This window comes from Pseudarthrobacter sp. 01T43 (assembly GCF_056398665.1).
On sequence record NZ_JBFTPV010000004.1, the window covers coordinates 200090 to 216265 of the forward strand.

The following is a 16176-nucleotide window of genomic DNA, read 5'->3' on the forward strand; positions in this document are numbered from 1 at the left end:
CGCCCGGTCGTTTGTATGCGTATGCATGAAAACAGCGAGCTTCCCGGAACCACTCCTTCAACCACGGTCAACCCCACCGCCCCCGTCCCGTCGGACACCATCCTGCTTGGTGTCAGTACATTCGGTGACGTCGACCTGGCGGCCGATGGGGCACCCAAGCACCACGCCCAGGTGCTGCGCCAGGTGGTGGAGCAGGCCAAGGTGGCGGACGCCGTTGGCCTCCACTCCTTCGGCGTGGGGGAGCATCACCGCAAGGACTTCGCCGTCAGCGCCCCTGAGGTGGTCCTGGCGGCCATCGCCACGGCCACGGAAAACATCCGGCTCGGCAGTGCCGTAACGGTGCTGAGCTCCGACGACCCCATCCGCGTCTTCCAACGCTTCGCCACCCTCGACGCCGTCTCCAACGGCCGTGCCGAAGTCATCCTGGGCAGGGGCTCGTTCACGGAGTCCTTCCCGCTGTTCGGCCACGACCTTGCCGACTACGAGATCCTGTTCGAGGAAAAGCTGGACCTCTACGACCGCGTGCGCTCCCAGAACCCGGTGAACTGGGACGGCCGCACCCGGGCCAGCCTCCGTGGCCAGATGGTCTATCCCCACGTGGAAGGCCGGTTGCTCCCCACCTGGATCGGTGTGGGCGGCTCTCCCCAGTCCGTGGTTCGTACGGCCACCTACGGCTATCCGATGGTGCTGGCCATCATCGGCGGTGAGCCGGAGCGCTTCCGCCCGTACGTTGATCTGTACAAGCGGACGCTTGCCGAGAAGGGCCATGATCCGCAGGCCTTGTCAGTGCACTCTCCCGGCTATGTGGCCGACACCGATGACCAGGCCCTAGAGGAGTACTACGAGCACTGGCTGGTGGGCAGGAACAAGATCGGCGCCGAACGCGGTTGGGGTCCGGCCGGCCGCGGTGAATTTGAGGCCGCTGCGGACGACGACGGCGCGCTGTTCATCGGGTCCCCGGAAACCGTGGCAGAGAAGATCGTCCGGCTCAAGAAGACCTTGGGCGCGGACCGCTTCGAAATGAAGTTCAGCGGCTCCACGCTGCCGCACGGGAACATGCTGAGGTCCATCGAGTTGTTTGGCACCAAGGTGGCGCCCCTGGTCGCGGACATGCTGGCGGGCCGCTGATCCGGCCCGCTGGTTCGGACTGCTGATTGGGGCCGGAATCCGGCGCCGCGCCAGACGGCGTGGGCGCCGGATGCCACCTCCCGGGATGGGAGAATAGGGTCATGACCCGTTCTGAAGACCTGTTCGCCCGTGCCCAGACCCTGATGCCCGGTGGCGTCAACTCGCCCGTCCGCGCCTTTGGCTCGGTAGGCGGGACGCCGAGATTTATGGTTTCCGCCAAGGGGCCGTACCTGACGGACGCGGACGGCACCGAGTACGTGGACCTGGTTTGCTCCTGGGGCCCGGCCCTCCTGGGCCACGCCCACCCGGCTGTCCTGGAAGCTGTCCACGCAGCTGTGGACCGTGGCCTGTCCTTCGGCGCGTCCACCCCGGACGAGGCTAACCTGGCCGCCATAGTGCAGGAGCGCGTGCCCGCTGCCGAGCGGGTCCGGATGGTGTCAACCGGGACTGAGGCCACCATGACGGCCGTTCGCCTGGCCCGCGGTTTCACCGGTCGCAACCTCATCATCAAGTTCGCCGGCTGCTACCACGGCCACCTCGACGGGCTGCTTGCCGCTGCCGGATCCGGCGTGGCCACCCTGGCGCTGCCCGGCTCGGCCGGCGTCACCGAAGCCACCGCCGCCGAAACGCTGGTGTTGCCCTACAACGACCTCGCCGCCGTCGAAGCGGCCTTTGCCGCGCACGGCCCCCACATCGCGGCGGTCATCACGGAAGCCGCCCCCGCCAACATGGGCGTGGTCACCCCGGGGGAGGGCTTCAACCTGGGGCTGTCCCGCATCACCCGCGAGCATGGTGCCCTGCTGATCGTCGACGAGGTCCTCACCGGCTTCCGCACCGGCTACTCCGGATACTGGGGCCTGACCGGCGGCGCTCCGGACGCGGCCGAGCCGTGGACCCCGGACCTGCTCACCTTCGGCAAGGTCATCGGCGGTGGCATGCCGACGGCGGCCCTCGCCGGGCGTGCCGACGTCATGGACTACCTCGCGCCCCTCGGCCCGGTCTACCAGGCCGGGACACTCTCCGGTAACCCCGTCGCCATGGCAGCCGGGGTGGCCACCCTGACGCACGCCACGCGCGATGTGTACTCCTTTGTGGACGTCCGCTCGCTGGAGCTGTCCTCTGCTTTGTCCTCGGCCCTCGACAAGGCAGGGGTTGACCACTCCATCCAGTTCGCCGGGAACCTTTTCTCCGTGGCGTTCGGGACCTCGGCCAACGGTGTGCACAACTACGCCGATGCCCAGGCCCAGGRAACGTTCCGGTACGCGCCGTTCTTCCACTCCATGCTGGACTCCGGCGTGTACCTGCCGCCGTCGGTCTTCGAAGCGTGGTTCCTCTCGGCAGCCCACGACGACGCCGCCATGAACCGGATCTTCGATGCCCTGCCGGCCGCCGCGAAAGCTGCCGCAGCCGCAAAGCCTTAGCGCCGCCGTCGGACGCTATTTCCGCGGTTAAGCCGGAAATCCCCGTCACCCGGTCAATTTCCCGCTGCAAGCGGTGGKGGAAAGGGCCGGGGGCGGGGATTTCTTGTCGGTGCGACTAGAGCACGTCCGAAAGGAAGCCCTTCAGGCGGTCTGTCTGCGGATCCGTGAACAGCTGTTCGGGCGGACCCGATTCGACCACAACGCCTGCATCCATGAACGTCACGGTGTCTGAGACGTTGCGGGAGAAGCCCATCTCGTGGGTSACCACCACCATGGTCATGCCGCCCTTGGCGAGATCTGTCATGAGCGCCAGGACACCCTTGACCAGCTCAGGATCCAGGGCGGAAGTGGCCTCGTCAAAAAACATCACTTCAGGCTTCATGGCCAGCGCGCGGGCGATGGCGACACGCTGCATCTGGCCACCGGAAAGGTTGGCCGGGCGCACGTCCGCCTTGTGCTTGAGGCCCACCAGGTCCAGTTGGCCGAGCGCTTCTTCCCGGGCCTGGTCCTTGGACATCCCGCGCAGCTTCCGCAGCGCCAGGGAGACGTTCTCCACCACGGTTTTGTGGGGGAAGAGGTTGAACTGCTGGAACACCATGCCGATCCGGCGCCGCAGTTCATCCGGGTTGTCCTTAAGCACCGAGCGGCCGTCCAGCAAGATGTCGCCCTGCTCGGGTTCGATCAGCCGGTTCATGACGCGCAGGAGCGTGGACTTGCCGGAGCCGGACGGGCCGATCACGGAGGCAGTGGTGCCCTTCTCGACGTGCAGGTCGATGCCGCGCAGGACCCGGTTTGCCCCGAATGCCAGGTGGATGTTCTGGGCTGTCAGCGTTCCGGAAACGAACTCACTCATGCCTGGGCTCCCTTTCCGACGACGGCGGCTGCCTCGTCCGGTTCCTTCTTCTCCGGCCGGCCCGAGCGCAGCCGGCGGTCGATCCAGTTCACGAGATGTGTCAACGGGACGGTGAGCGCCAGATAGAACACCGCGGCCGCCACGTAGGGGGAAAGATTTCCGCTGTTGGCCGCCGCATCCTTGCCGATCTGGAAGATTTCACGTTCCGAAGCCAGGAGTCCGAGCATAAACACCAGGGACGATTCCTTGATCAGGGCAATGAACTGGTTGACCAGCGCCGGCAGGACCCGCCGGACACCCTGGGGCACAACGACCAGGCGCATGGCGGGCCCGTATCCGAAGCCCAGTGCGCGGGTGGCCTCGAGCTGCCCCTTGTCGACACTCTGGATCCCGGAGCGGAAGATCTCGCCGATGTAAGCCGCCGACATCAGGGACAATGCAGCGATGGCCATCGGATAAGGGCTGCTGGATCCGGTGACCTGCTTGAAAATCGGTCCGAAACCCAGCCCGATCACCAGGATGGTCAGGATGGGCGGCAGCCCGCGCAGGACATCGGTGTAGATGCGCGCAATCCAGCGGGCGGCGGCGTTCCGGGAGATCCCCATGAGGGCCAGCACCATGCCAAGTACCGTCCCGATGACGCCCGAGGTGACGGCCAAAACGAGCGTGTTTGGCAGCCCGACGGCAAACATCTTGGGCAGAACTTCGCCTATCGCCTTCCAGTCCAGGAAGGTATCAGAGAGCAGTGTGAGGAAATCCACGAAACGCGCCGGATTACTTCGCGGTAACCTGGACGGCCTTGCTGCCCGGCTTCCAGCCCTGCGGGGTCTGCTCTGCAGCGGTCGGGCGGTCGGTGTACCACTGGGCCGTGAGCTTGGTCCACGTGCCATCAGCGATCACGGCGTCGAGGCCGGAATTGAGGGCATCGATCAACGGCTGGTTGTCCTTGTTTACTGCCCAGGCTGTGAAGTTCTGCGTGTTGACGACCTTCTCGGCGATCTTGGTGTTGTCGCCCTCCTTGACCTGGCCGGTGGCCTGCTGGGACGGTGCCACCCAGGCGTCCACCTGGCCGCTCTTCACGTTGGTGTACACGGTGTTGTAGTCCGGGAAACGGACGGGCTCGAGCTTGAGGGTGTTGGTCACGTAGTCGTCCTGGACGGTGCCCTGGACGACGCCGATGCGGACCCCGTCCTTGAGGTCGGCGAAGCCCTTGACCTTGGMGTCGCTCTTGGTCACGACGGCCATGTAGCCGAAGTCGTARCCRTTGGTGAAGCCSACGGTCTCGCGKCGCTTGTCCGTGGTGGAGATCGAGGAGGATCCGACGTCGAACTGCTTGTTCTTGACCTGGGARAGCARCGCSGAGAAGTCAGTGGAGGCGAACTCGACCTTGAGGCCCAGYTTGKCGCCSACGGCSCGCAGGAGTTCRTTGTCRTAGCCGGTGAACTTGCCKGACGGATCAATGAAAATGTTCGGGGGAGCGTCTGAGAGGGTACCAACACGGAGGGTGCCGTCGGTGATGAGTCCGAGCTTGGTTTTGTCGATCTTGTCGACCGGAGTGACCTCGGCGGTGGTGTACTTGTCCAGCGTCTGCTGGTCGCTGCCGGCCAGGGCGTCCGTGGGGGTTCCGCTGGGCTGGGCCGTACCGGAACCGCACGCGGCCAGCGAGACAGCCAAGGCCACTGCTACCGGAGCCGTGGTCAGCCACTTCATGGCTTTAGTCTTCATGAGGTAGTCACTTTCATCTGAGTCATTCGTTCAACCGGGCCGAAAAGGCTGCGCGTATGGCGTCTGGAGCCTTGCTCCCAGATTGCCGGCCGGCCGGGACGGGATTACCGCGGAACTTAATCATCTCATTCCCCGGTTTCCAACGATTCAGACGAATTAATGCGGGGACACGGCGGTGATGACCGAATTTATGGCGGCTCGTGTTTGTTCATTAACTCTAGGTGAACGGAGGTTGTCCATCACGCCGAATCCCAGAGTTCTGCCAGCGGCGGGTGGGCCGGTCTCGCGCTTTAGTGAGTTAGCTCTCAGCTAGAACTCGCCGCGGCCGGCGTCCTCCGGCGGCAGGACAGGCCATTCGCCTTCGATGACGGCGGTGGGTTTGGTCTTGCGCAGGTAATTCTGGAAGTCGGCCGCCTGGCTCACGGCCCAGTCCTTCTGGAGTTCGTGAAGCTGGCTGGCCGGCATCTTCAGCTTGGGGAATTTGATGGTCATGGCGTCCAGCATCCGGAGCGTGGCCAGGGCGTCAGCTGCCGAGGTGTGGGCGTTGTCCAGGTTGATGCCATACTCCTCGCACAGCGCCGTTAGCGTGCGTTTGCCCTTGCGGTAGCGGTCAACCTGCTTGTTCATGATGTACGGGTCAAGGACCGGGAACCGGGTGAGTTGCCGGACACCGTAGCGGGCCGACTCCGCGGCCAGGACGGTGAAGTCGTAACTGGCATTGAAGGCGATGACCGGGATGCCGGCGTCGAACAGTTCCTGCAAAACGGTTGCGAGCTCACCGGTGACTTCGTGGGCTGGACGGCCCTCACTGCGTGCCTGCTCGGTGGTAATGCCGTGGACGTCGCTGGCCTCGGCGGGGATCTCAATACCAGGATCTGCAAGCCATTCGTGTTCCTTGACCACGTCCCCCTGATGGTCCACCACAGTCACGGAGGCAGTGACGATGCGCGCGGCACGCGAATTCCGTCCAGTGGTTTCGAGGTCGAAGGCTGCGCGGGGGAGGGTGTTCCAGGTGGTCATTCTTTAACGCTACCGGCCGGCACCGACAGGATCCGGCAGCGCCACTGCGGCTAGTCTGGATCCATGCGGATTGAGTACGTCGAGGCGGTGCTGGCTCTGGTCGAGCTCGTTCCGTCCGGGACCGCACTGGCTTACGGCGATGTGGCCGAGCTGCTGGGATCCGGCGGTCCCCGCCAGATAGGACAAGTGATGAGCCACTACGGCAGCTCCGTCCCGTGGTGGCGGATCCTCAAGTCCAGCGGGCATGGTCCCGACGGGCATGAAGCCGAAGCCCTCCGCCATTACCTGCTGGAGGGGACGCCGCTCCTGGGCCGCCCCGAAGACTATCTCCGCACCGGTGAAGGCCGCTGGCGGGTTGACCTGATGGCAGCACGCTGGGCGCCGGGCGAGGGCGATTTCGACCGGATCGATGCAATTGCGGAGCGCTTGGAGCTCCTGCTGCACAGATTGTCAGTGGCTGATGATGGAATGTCTGTGTGACCCTAACAATTCCCGATCTTGATCCCGCCGAGTACACCGGTGCCGCGAACAGCCCGGCTTTCGCGACAGGACAATCCGGCGGAACGGGCCTCAGGCTGCTCCCGCCGCGGCAGATCCACGCGGAGGTTCCGGTGCTGTCATCGGACCAGCAGGAAGCTGTTGAGGTGCCGCATGGATCGGGACCTGTGCTGGTGCCCGGCGCACCCGGAACGGGCAAGTCCACCGTCCTGATCGAAGCTGCCGTCCGCCGTGCGCTGCAGGACGGCGTGGATCCGGAACGGATCCTGATCCTGGCACCGGGACGCCTGGCGGCCGATTCGCTCCGGGACCGGTTTACTGCGCGGCTGAACAGGAGCCTGAGCACCACGCCCGCCCGGACCTGGGCCTCCTACGCCTTTGACCTGATCCGCCGGGCGAAAGCGGAGGGAATCCTTCCGCTGCCACGGGCACCGCGCCTGCTGTCCGGCCCGGAACAGGACCTGATCATCCGGGAACTGCTGGAGGGCCACCGCCTGCCCGGCCTAGACCTGCCCTGGCCGCCGGATCTGGAAGCGGCCTTGGAGACCCGCGGCTTCCGGCACGAAGTGCGCCTCCTTTTTGACCGCATCATCGAGTCCGGCCGGACAGCAGCAGACCTTGAAGAGCTGGGGCGCCAATGCGGCAGGCCCGATTGGATTGCCGCAGCAGCCCTGTACTCGGAGTACCGGGACGTCCTGGACCTGCGGATGCCCGAGGCCTTCGATCCCGCGGGCATCATCACCACTGCCCGGCAGATCTTCCAGGACGAGCCCGGCTTCCTGGCCGCAGAACGGGAACGGCTGCAGCTGGTGCTGGTGGATGACGTACAGGAAGCAAACCCTGCCGTTTACGAACTGCTTGCGGACATCGCCGCGGGCAAGGACTGCTACGTCGCGTTCTCCCCGGACACCGTAGTGCAGGGTTTCCGCGGGGCCAGGCCTGATCTCGTCGCTGACCTTCCGCAGCTGCTGTCAGCCGGGTCCGGCGTCCTCGAACGGCCGCTTTGGCACACCCACCGGCATGCCCCCGCAATTGCGCAGGCCTGGCTCGGCGTAGCCGCCCGGATCTCACAACGCGCCGGAGGACAGTTGGCGCGGCGGCTCGAGCAGCCCGCACACGTGGCACGGTCCGCGCACCCCGGGGCCACCGCCATCGATGTCCACGCAACGCTCACGGGAACGGTCGAAGCGCACCTGGTCCCATCGCCGGTGCACGAGCTGCGATACGTCGCCCAGCGGATTCTGGACCAGCACGTCAACCACGGCCGGGATCTGGCCGAGATGGCAGTGATTGTCCGCAACGGCGGCCAGCTCAGTGAGCTGCAGCGCTACCTGTCGGGCCAGGGCATCCCGGTCCGCGTGCCGGTGGCCGAGTCTGCGGTCCGCGACGAAGTGGCTGTACGCCCGTTGCTGGACGCTTATGCCATTGCACTGGATCCCTCGCTTCTGACTCCGGAAGCCGCCGTCGCGCTGCTGACGTCCCGGATCGGGGGCGCCACGTCGATTGAACTGCGGCGGCTCCGGCAATCCCTCCGGCGCGAGGAGCTGCAGGGCGGCGGAGGGCGGACCAGTGACGCCCTGCTGGTAGAGGCACTCCTGGCACCGGGCGCGCTGCTGACCCTGGGTGTGGAGGGCAGGTCCGCGCGCCGGACGGCCCGCATGATCCAGGCCGGGCAGAACGCTGCAGCCCAGCCCGGAGCCAACGCCGAGACAGTTCTCTGGGCACTCTGGCACTCCACCGGTCTGGCCAACGCCTGGACGGAGTCCGCCCTGTCCGGCGGCTCCCACGGCGCCCGGGCCGACCGCGACCTCGACGCCATGATGGCCCTCTTCCACACGGCGGAGCGCTACGTGGACCAGATGCCCGGCGCAGGTCCCGAGCAGTTCCTCGAATACCTCCTGAACCAGGAACTGCCCATGGACACGCTCGCCGCGCGGGCGCAGGTGGACGACGCCGTCGAGCTGATGACCCCGGCCAGCGCCGCGGGACGCCAGTGGCCTGTGGTTATCGTGGCGGGGCTGCAGGAGGGCGTATGGCCCAACACCCGGCTTCGCGGCGAACTGCTGGGCAGCAGCCTGTTCGCTGACGCGGTGGAGCACGGGGTCAGCTACGCCCTGCAGCTCGACCCCCTGAGCCGGCTGCGGGAAATCCGCTACGACGAACTCCGGAGCTTCTCCACCGCGGTTTCCCGGGCCGAACAGCTCCTGATCTGTACGGCGGTCTCCTCGGAGGACGATCAGCCCTCATCCTTCCTCGACTATGTGGCGCCCCTCGAACCGGGCCGGGAGGGCAGAGGATTCACGCAGGTGGAACGGCCCATGACGCTCCGTGCACTGGTGGCCGAGTTGCGCCAGTATGCCCAGCTGGAAGGCAGGTTTGAGCCCGAGGCCGAAGAGGCCGCCAGGGTTCTTGCCGCACTGGCCCTCGCGGAACCGCCCGTGCCAGGGGCCCACCCGGACAGCTGGTGGGGATTGTTGTCCCTGAGCACGTCGGAGCCGGTGGTACCGCCCGGCGGGACCGTCTATGTCTCGCCCTCGAAGGTGGAGTCCGTGCAGAAGTCCCCACTCGACTGGTTTGTCCAAGCCGCCGGCGGTGAAGCCGCCACCGATTTCGCGCGCAGCCTGGGAACCCTGGTCCACGCCATCGCGCAGGACATGCCGGAGGCATCCGGAGGTCAGTACGTTGAAGAACTGGTGCGCCGGTGGCCCACGCTGGGCATGAAGGACAACTGGGAGGGAAAGCTCGACTTCCAGCGGGCCGAAACCATGGTGCGCAAGCTCGCCCAGTACATCCTGGTAATGCGGAGCGAGGGCCGTAGCCTCTTGGGCGTCGAGCAGGACTTCGAGGTGCGCCTGCCCGACCTGCCGCCGATGCAGCCGGACAGCCTGGACGGCCTGGATGGCCTGGACGCCGCAGGCCTGAACCCCGGCGGTTTGGAATCAGATGGCTCGGACCCCGGGTCCAGTATCAGCGAGCCGCGGGCCGCCGTGCTCCGCGGCCAGGTGGACCGGCTGGAGATCGACAACGAGGGAAGGCTGGTGGTGGTGGACCTCAAAACCGGAAAACGGCAACCCGGCAAGACAGAGTTGTCCCGCCATCCGCAGTTGGGGGCCTACCAGGCAGCCGTTCTTGCTGGCGGCTTCCGGGATTTGCCCGGGATGACCGGGCCCGCTGTGCCCGTCGGTGCAGTGCCGGGCGGCGCCGTGCTGGCCCAGCTGGGAACCACCACCAAGAGCCCCGGCGTCCAACAACAGGAACCGCTGGATCCGCAGGAAAACTGGGCACTGGAGATGGTCACTGACGCGGCAGTGCTGATGTCAGGCAGCAGCTTCGAAGCGAGGCACGATCCGGCCAAGGGCAGCCACGGCGGCCACGGCTGCCGGCTCCCGGAGGTCTGTCCCCTTTGTGTCCGCGGAAAGCAGGTCACAGAATGAACCGGCACCGGTCTCCCGAGCCGCTCTTCAGCCCTGAACAGCTGTCCGCGCTCCTGGGTGAAAAAAACACCCCCACGCCTGAACAGTCCGCCATCATCTCATCCCCCTTGGCCCCCCGGCTGGTGATCGCCGGTGCAGGTTCCGGCAAGACCGCCACCATGGCCGACCGCGTGGTCTGGCTTGTGGCCAACGGCTGGGTCAGGCCCGAGGAAGTCCTGGGCGTCACGTTCACCAGGAAGGCTGCCGGTGAGCTGGCCACCAGGATCCGGGCCAAGCTGGCAGCCCTGCAGCGGATTGCGGCTCAGGACACCGGGCATGCCGTGTTCCCGGAGGGCCTGCTCAGCAGTGACGCACTTGAGCCGAAGGTCTCCACGTACCATTCGTTCGCGAGCGGAATCGTGTCCGACTACGGGCTGCGGCTCGGGGTGGAACGGGACGTTGTGCTGCTTGGCGGCGCCCAGGCCTGGCAGCTGGCCAGTGAAGTGGTGGAAGCGTTCGACGGCGACTACAGCCACTTCAAGGCGGCCAAGTCAACCCTGGTCAAGGCAGTCATCCAGCTGGCAGGGGAGTGCGCCGAGCACCTGCAGGAACCGGCCGACGTCGAAGCCTGGCTGATGGCCCGCCTTGGCGAATTCGAAGTCCTCCCGTACGTCGCCGGCGCCGCGAAGAACGCACCGCAGGCCGCGGCTGACCTCGCCGCCATGTTGCGCACACGGGCTAGCGTCGCCGACATGGTGGGCCGTTATACCGTGGCCAAGCGGGCGCGGGGAGCACTTGACTTCGGTGACCTCGTGGCGCTCGCTGCCCGGGTATCCAGGGAGGTTCCGCTGGCTGCGGAACTGGAAGGCCAGCGCTACAAAGTGGTGCTCCTGGATGAGTTCCAGGACACCTCGTACGCCCAGCTCGTGCTGTTTTCCCGGCTCTTCGGGGAGGGGCACGCCGTCACCGCGGTCGGAGATCCCAACCAGTCCATTTATGGCTTCCGCGGGGCCTCCGCCGGCCAGCTTTTCCATTTTGTCCGCGAATTCCCCGTCCGTTTGGACCGCGAGTTGGACAGCGACTTGGACCGCAACGGGGACATCGGGGACAGCGACGACGGTGGCCCGGCCGCGTATGCGCCGGCGCCAACGTCCTATCTCACCACCGCGTGGCGCAACGGCCGGGCCATACTCTCCGCGGCCAACATCATGTCCGAGGCCCTGGGCCGGGCCGAGGCACAGAGGGCACCGGCCGGCACCACCCCGGAGGCCGCGGCAGTGCCTCCCCTGCAGCCGAGCCCCTTCGCCGTGGAAGGGCAGGTGGTGCTGGGCCGCTTCGGTACTGACGTCGATGAGGCGTCGGCCTTGGCCGGCGACGTCCAGAAGTACCGGGTCACGGACTTCGAACGTGAAGCCGACGGCACTCCGGTGCCACCGGCGCTGGCTGTGCTGTGCCGGCGCCGGGCCCAGATGGAGACCATCCGCCGGGAGTTCGAGTCGCGCGGGATTCCCTACGAAATCGTGGGGCTTGGGGGACTCCTTGACACCCCCGAGATTGTCGACCTCGTGGCCACCCTGCGGGTGTTGGCCGATCCGGGACGCTCGGATTCCCTGATGCGCCTCCTCGCGGGGGCGCGGTGGCGGATCGGCCCGGCGGACCTGATGGCATTCCGCGACTGGTCCAGCCAGCTCGCACGCCGCCGCGGACACCGGGCCGGGACACCATCTGTGGACGCTGACGGAGGAGCCACCGCGGAGGATGCCATCATTGAAAGCGACCTGACTGACGGCGCCAGCCTCGTCGAGGCGCTGGACTGGCTGCCGCGCGAAGACTGGGTCTCCGCCCATGGCCGGGTGCTGACCGCCGAGGCACGCGAACGGCTCGGCAGGCTCTCGGCTGAGCTCAGGCTGCTGCGCGGATACCTCGGCGACGACCTCACAACCCTGCTCGGGGAGGTGGAACGCGCCATGCTGCTCGATATCGAAGTTGCGGCGCGCCCGGGAATCAGCATCCACCAGGCCCGACGAAACCTTGACGCGTTCCAGGACGCGGCAGCGGGATTCCTGCGGACTTCCCATCGGGTGGACATCCTTGCCTTCCTCGCCTGGCTGGAGGCGGCCTCGGCCGAAGAGAACGGCCTGGAAGCCCCGCCGCCGGATATCAACCGCGAGGCCGTCCAGCTGCTGACCGTCCACGCATCAAAGGGCCTGGAATGGGACGTTGTTTTTGTCCCGGGCCTGAATGCGGGCGCCTTCCCGAGCAACAAGGACTCCCGGTGGAGCAGCGGCGCGGCCGCATTGCCTTGGCCGCTGCGGGGTGACCGGTCGGACCTGCCGCAATGGGACACCGACCAGCCCGACCAAAAAGGCTGGCTGGACGCCGAGAAGGACTTCAAGTCGGCAGTCCAGGTCCACGGCGAGGGTGAAGAACGCCGGCTGGCGTACGTGGCCTACACCAGGGCCAAGCACGTTCTCTGGGTTTCCAGCGCAGCCTGGGTCGGCTCCCGGGCGGGCCGGGCTGAGATGTCGCCTTTCCTGGCTGAGCTGGAGCAACTCACCACCGGGGCGGGAGAGAAGCCACCAACTGCTGGCGCGGCAGTGCATCCGTCATCAGCGGCCGAAGCGTCCCTGCCGGAAAAGAGCCCGTTAACCACCGAAACCGAGCTGGCCACATGGCCGTATGACCCTCTCGAAGGTCCAGTCGATCCCCGTACAGGCGAACGACGGCGCGTGGTTGCCGGCAGGCGGTTGGCCATGGACAGTGCCGCGGCGCGTGTCCTGGCCGCACTTGCTGCGTCAAGCGCCGGGGACGCGTTCGGCGCGCTGAGTGCAGCCGGCACCCAGGGCGCCCTTTCCGGTGACGGCGTGGCTGTTGACGGTTCCGGGGCTGCCGGGGAGCAGGGCCGGAGGCTCCGGGGCAGTGCTGCAGAGTGGGCCCGGGAAGCTGCGTTGCTGCTGGAACGCCGCTCCAGACGGGCGGGCGGACAGGACGTGCATCTGCCTGGCCATATCTCCGCGTCCACGTTGGTGGACCTCGGCGAGGACCCGGAGGGGGTAGTCGGCCGGCTCCGGCGCCCGGTTCCTCGCGAGCCAGGCATGTCGGCGCGGAAAGGCACCGCATTCCACGCCTGGGTGGAGGAATACTTCGGCACTGCCGGCATGTTGGATCTTGGCGAGGCACCAGGTTCGGATGATCATATCGATGCCGCCTATGACCTCGACGCCATGGTGGCCACGTTCAAGACCTCCGAGTGGAGCGACCGTTCGCCCGCGTTTGTTGAAGTCCCGGTCGAAACCCGGGTAGGGGAAGTGGTGGTCCGCGGGCGCATCGACGCCGTCTTCCTGGATGCCGACGGCCGCTGGGACCTGGTGGACTGGAAGACCGGTCGCCGGCCTTCCGCGTCCCAGCTCCGGGCCAAGTCCGTCCAGCTCGCTGCCTACCGGCTCGCCTGGGCACGGCTCAAAGGGGTCCCTGTGGACGAAGTCCGGGCTGCGTTCTTCTATGTGGCGGACAACCAGGTGGTGCGTCCGCACGATCTGGGTTCCGCTGAGGAACTCGAGCAGATTGTGGCAGCCGCGCTGGGAGCTAGTTCTTCCTGACGTCCACGATGCTGATTGCCGCAGTTGAGGTGTCTTCGGCAGACCGGGCTGCCGGTGTCGAGGTTTCAGGTGCCTCTGCTTCAGGTGCCTCGAGTTCTGTTGCCTCGTCGTTCGGCGAGTCATCGGCAGCTACTGGTCCGGGTGCTGCGACGGCGGTAGCTTCGCCAACGGGCACTCCGGGTACGGGCACATCAGGAACCGGGATGACCGTCACGACCGGGACGGGGATGACCGTCACCGGGGGGACCGGGGCAACGGTAACGGCGGAAGCGGCCGAACCGGTCACCGTTGGCGACGGGACGCCGTCGGCTGGTACACCGGCCCCGGCAGGGGCCTGACCCGGCAGCGGCTCGACGCTGATCGCCTGGCCGCCGTGTTCCTCGACGTCGGCCGCCAGGGTTTCCAGCATGCGCTCAGCTTCAGCAACCATGCCGGAGTCGCCGGCCGCAATGCCCTTGACGAGGTACTGCGCCAAGGCGAACTCCGCCGACAGTGCGGCCCGCCGCAGCAGGTGCTGGTCCGGGGCATCCCGGCGGCTGGCCGTGTAACTGGCCAGCACTGCGTCGACGAAGTCCTGCTCGTTCGAGGCAACCAGCCAGGCGAAGTCGTCGGCAGGATCGCCGATCCGCAGATCGGTCCAACCCGTCACCGCTGTGACGCGGCTGCCCTCCACCAGGAGGTTGTCCTCATGGAGGTCGCCGTGGACAACGCTGGGGTTGAACCGCCACAGCGAGACGTCCTCCAGGGCGTGTTCCCAGCGGCGCAGGAGCGAAGCGGGGATTTTGCCGGTGGTGGCAGCCTGGTCCAGTTCGTTGAGCCTGCGCTGGCGGAATTCGTTCGGGGTATAGCTGGGCAGGTCGGCGTTGCTGACCAGGGAGTGCGGAAGATCGTGGATTGCGGCCAATGCCGTTCCGATTTCCCGGGCAAGCGCTTCGGGGCCGGCGGTCAGTTCCTCCACGCTGCGGGTACTGCCGCCGAGGTGCGAGTACACAAACGTGCTCAGGCTGCCGAGCCGGACGCTGCCGGCGACAGTGGGCATCAGGAAGGGCAGCTCGGCCCGGATGGCTGGTGCGAATGCGCGCAGTACAAGGAATTCCGTTTCCAGCCTGGCGCTGGCCTCCGCATGCCGCGGCGACCTGACCCGCCAGCGCTTGCCTTCGGAATCAAGGAGCAGGGCGGAGTCGAAATCGGCGGGGTCATCCGCCGCGGAGCTGACGGCGGTGGGGGTCAGTCCGGGGACTGCCGCGGTTGCAACGGCTGCCAGTTCGATCGGTTTTCTTCTCACCATTCCACGGTAGATTGGCTGGCGGCCAACACGGCGATGTGCGGCGGCGAGTCTCCAGATACCATGCAAATGTCGACCCTTTGCCGGGGCTTGAGGTCCCGGCCACATGTGCTGCCGATTCTTCCTACCAAATGTAAATTGTCGGTCCGAGTCAGTACGGTGGATACATGAGTTATGCGGAGTCCGCTACACCGGCCTACCAGGCGCAGGCAGTCCAACTGTCGGCCAACCACCTGTTCGATACCGTGTTGCCGGTTCGGCCGGCAGCGGTGGACCGCGGGTCCGTGGAACGCGCCCGGCCCGGCATGGTTGAGGACCTATTGGCCAGGGAGGGAACGCTCGCCCTTGTTTTGGCTGGCCGGCAGGCCCTGATCCAAGCCAACCAACTGTTCCTGCCGCCGGCACGTGCGCTGCTGGCGCGGCTCCAGGATTTTGGTACCGTCCCAGTCCAGGCCATCTACCTCGGCGCCGCGCTCCCGGACTCGGACCTGCCTGGCGGCTCGGACATTGTCCTGATCATCCTGCCCGAAACTGTGGCGCCGGGCGCGGCAGGAATCCCGTCCGACGCCGAGTGGGCCGGATTCCGCGACATCGCCGCCGTCCTGAACCCCACGGATACGGCGTTGTTTGTTGAGGCCAGCGCCATAGCCAACTGGCACGCCACCCACACTCACTGCCCCCGCTGCGGTGTCCCCACAGTCGTGGAGTCCGGCGGTTGGGTGCGCCGCTGCCCGGCGGACAATTCTGAGCACTACCCCCGGACAGACCCTGCCATCATCGTGACGGTTGTGGGATCGGACGGCCGGCTCCTGCTGGGCGGCGGGGGACCGCTGGACGCGAAGAACTACTCCACGCTTGCTGGATTCGTCGAGCCCGGCGAATCCCTCGAGCAGGCCGTGATCAGGGAAATCCATGAGGAAGTGGGCGTCAGGATCACGCGCTCCCAGTACCTGGGCTCACAGTCGTGGCCGTTCCCGGCCTCCCTGATGCTTGGATTCTCCGCTATCACGGAGGACACCGAGGCAACGCCCGACGGCGTGGAGGTCACCCGGGCGCGCTGGTTCAGCCGGGAGGAATTGCAGGCCGCCGTACTCGCCGGCGAGATCACCATATCCAGCCGGTTGTCCATCGCACGCTCCTTGATTGAGCATTGGTATGGCGGCCGGATCATGGACCGCGCTGACACCTGACCACCCTGCCGGCGCAGCATGCCCGTCGCCGGCAAGTCGTCCCA

General features: G+C 66.7%; 11 protein-coding genes. 6 read left to right on the forward strand and 5 right to left on the reverse strand.

The genetic code is table 11. From position 1 onward, the window contains the following. The first annotated feature begins 21 nt into the window (after window positions 1-21). Both AC1DIM_RS06675 and hemL read left to right on the forward strand, forming a co-directional pair. Complete coding sequence (locus tag AC1DIM_RS06675; protein ID WP_477709704.1) at window positions 22-1128, forward strand: LLM class flavin-dependent oxidoreductase; 1107 nt, start codon at window positions 22-24, stop codon at window positions 1126-1128. Window positions 1129-1229: 101 nt separating this feature from the next. Further along, window positions 1230-2549 (forward strand): glutamate-1-semialdehyde 2,1-aminomutase, encoded by a 1320-nt coding sequence (hemL, locus tag AC1DIM_RS06680; RefSeq protein ID WP_477709705.1) that lies wholly within the window; start codon window positions 1230-1232, stop codon window positions 2547-2549. Between the two features lie 115 nt (window positions 2550-2664). On the opposite strand, the gene AC1DIM_RS06685 is transcribed toward hemL, so the two are convergent. The 4 genes from AC1DIM_RS06685 to AC1DIM_RS06700 form a co-directional block, all read right to left on the reverse strand. Further along, complete coding sequence (locus AC1DIM_RS06685; protein WP_477709706.1) at window positions 2665-3402, reverse strand: amino acid ABC transporter ATP-binding protein; 738 nt, start codon at window positions 3400-3402, stop codon at window positions 2665-2667. Continuing rightward, window positions 3399-4163, reverse strand: a complete 765-nt coding sequence (locus AC1DIM_RS06690; protein ID WP_477709707.1) for an amino acid ABC transporter permease — start codon at window positions 4161-4163, stop codon at window positions 3399-3401. The genes AC1DIM_RS06685 and AC1DIM_RS06690 overlap by 4 nt, the downstream gene beginning before the upstream one ends. Before the next feature lie 13 nt (window positions 4164-4176). Further along, window positions 4177-5127 carry an ABC transporter substrate-binding protein gene (locus AC1DIM_RS06695; protein WP_477709708.1) on the reverse strand — a complete coding sequence of 317 codons (951 nt, stop codon included), beginning with the start codon at window positions 5125-5127 and terminating at the stop codon, window positions 4177-4179. Window positions 5128-5436: 309 nt separating this feature from the next. Beyond that, the gene (locus tag AC1DIM_RS06700) at window positions 5437-6147 is read right to left on the reverse strand and encodes an exonuclease domain-containing protein (protein ID WP_477709709.1); all 711 of its coding nucleotides are present in this window, start codon (window positions 6145-6147) and stop codon (window positions 5437-5439) included. 63 nt (window positions 6148-6210) lie between these two features. On the opposite strand from AC1DIM_RS06700, the gene AC1DIM_RS06705 reads away from it, so the two are divergent. From AC1DIM_RS06705 to AC1DIM_RS06715, 3 genes are all read left to right on the forward strand, one after another. Continuing rightward, on the forward strand, window positions 6211-6627 hold the full coding sequence (locus AC1DIM_RS06705; protein WP_477709710.1) for an MGMT family protein: 417 nt from the start codon (window positions 6211-6213) through the stop codon (window positions 6625-6627). Between the two features lie 95 nt (window positions 6628-6722). Then, window positions 6723-10079: an ATP-dependent helicase gene (locus AC1DIM_RS06710; RefSeq protein ID WP_477709793.1), complete on the forward strand. Its 3357-nt coding sequence runs from the start codon at window positions 6723-6725 to the stop codon at window positions 10077-10079. After that, entirely contained in the window at window positions 10076-13657 is a 3582-nt protein-coding gene (locus AC1DIM_RS06715; RefSeq protein ID WP_477709711.1) for an ATP-dependent helicase, read from the forward strand. Before AC1DIM_RS06710 ends, AC1DIM_RS06715 begins: the two co-directional genes overlap by 4 nt. Here the strand turns inward: AC1DIM_RS06715 and AC1DIM_RS06720 are convergent. Continuing rightward, window positions 13644-14942, reverse strand: coding sequence for a macrolide 2'-phosphotransferase (locus AC1DIM_RS06720; protein ID WP_477709712.1), 1299 nt, complete (start codon window positions 14940-14942; stop codon window positions 13644-13646). The two genes, AC1DIM_RS06715 and AC1DIM_RS06720, sit on opposite strands and share 14 nt — an antisense overlap. 167 nt (window positions 14943-15109) lie before the next feature. Between AC1DIM_RS06720 and nudC the strand changes: the two genes are divergently transcribed. Then, window positions 15110-16132, forward strand: a complete 1023-nt coding sequence (gene nudC / locus AC1DIM_RS06725; protein WP_477709713.1) for an NAD(+) diphosphatase — start codon at window positions 15110-15112, stop codon at window positions 16130-16132. Window positions 16133-16176 lie beyond the last annotated feature (44 nt).

Excerpts from the sequence above, each read along its gene's own strand:
- AC1DIM_RS06675 (WP_477709704.1), top strand. The coding sequence starts at position 22 with ATGCATGAAAACAGCGAGCTTCCCGGAACCACTCCTTCAACCACGGTC.
- AC1DIM_RS06700 (WP_477709709.1), bottom strand. The coding sequence starts at position 6,147 with ATGACCACCTGGAACACCCTCCCCCGCGCAGCCTTCGACCTCGAAACC.
- AC1DIM_RS06705 (WP_477709710.1), top strand. The coding sequence starts at position 6,211 with ATGCGGATTGAGTACGTCGAGGCGGTGCTGGCTCTGGTCGAGCTCGTT.
- AC1DIM_RS06715 (WP_477709711.1), top strand. The coding sequence starts at position 10,076 with ATGAACCGGCACCGGTCTCCCGAGCCGCTCTTCAGCCCTGAACAGCTG.
- nudC (WP_477709713.1), top strand. The coding sequence starts at position 15,110 with ATGAGTTATGCGGAGTCCGCTACACCGGCCTACCAGGCGCAGGCAGTC.